The sequence below is a fragment of the Photobacterium sp. WH24 genome (genome assembly GCF_019204055.1).
Taxonomy (GTDB): domain Bacteria; phylum Pseudomonadota; class Gammaproteobacteria; order Enterobacterales; family Vibrionaceae; genus Photobacterium; species Photobacterium arenosum.
This window is the reverse complement of the sequence record NZ_JAGSOZ010000066.1, coordinates 1-523: the sequence shown is the minus strand read 5'-3', so window position 1 is coordinate 523 and position 523 is coordinate 1. Positions and strand designations below refer to the sequence as shown.

The 523-nt window shown below is 55.3% G+C and carries 1 protein-coding gene; it reads right to left on the bottom strand.

Translation table 11 applies throughout. The features are described from left to right. Positions 1-523, bottom strand: a 523-nt coding sequence (locus KCG43_RS21350; RefSeq protein WP_255558133.1) for a contractile injection system protein, VgrG/Pvc8 family, incomplete at both ends; no start/stop codon positions are given.

Here is a 523-nt window from a genome sequence, read left to right as displayed (position 1 = left end):
CCCGGTATGAACACGGGTGGCAAAATCCGCCTCAAAAATATGTTCACGATCCGGCACCCCGCCCGAGTCGGCATGATACAGGATGGGCGTTTGCTCGGCGCCGGGGATCAAGGTGGCGTTTTCGGCAGTGCTGGGCAGCGCGTTGACCAGTTCATTCTTATCCACAATCACCAGTTCATGGCCGCTGTGGGTATGATCGAAGTAATACCACAGGCCATGCTGAGACATCAGACGATGGATAAATGCCAGATCGGTCTCGTGGTACTGCAGTATATATTCCTGCTTCTCGCCCGCATCGGCCAGCATACGTACCGCAGTAACACCGGCTTCTTCCAGCACGGCTTCGATGATGTCATTGATCGTTTGATCCTGAAAAATACGGCAGTCCTGCCGCTGAGTCAGAAACCACAGATCGGGCACCAGCTTTAACTCATAGCGGCTGAACTGGCGACCTGTGCCCAGGAAGCGGGCTTCACTGACTGTGCCATGGAAAACACGGGACACACCGCTCCCCTGACCAAAC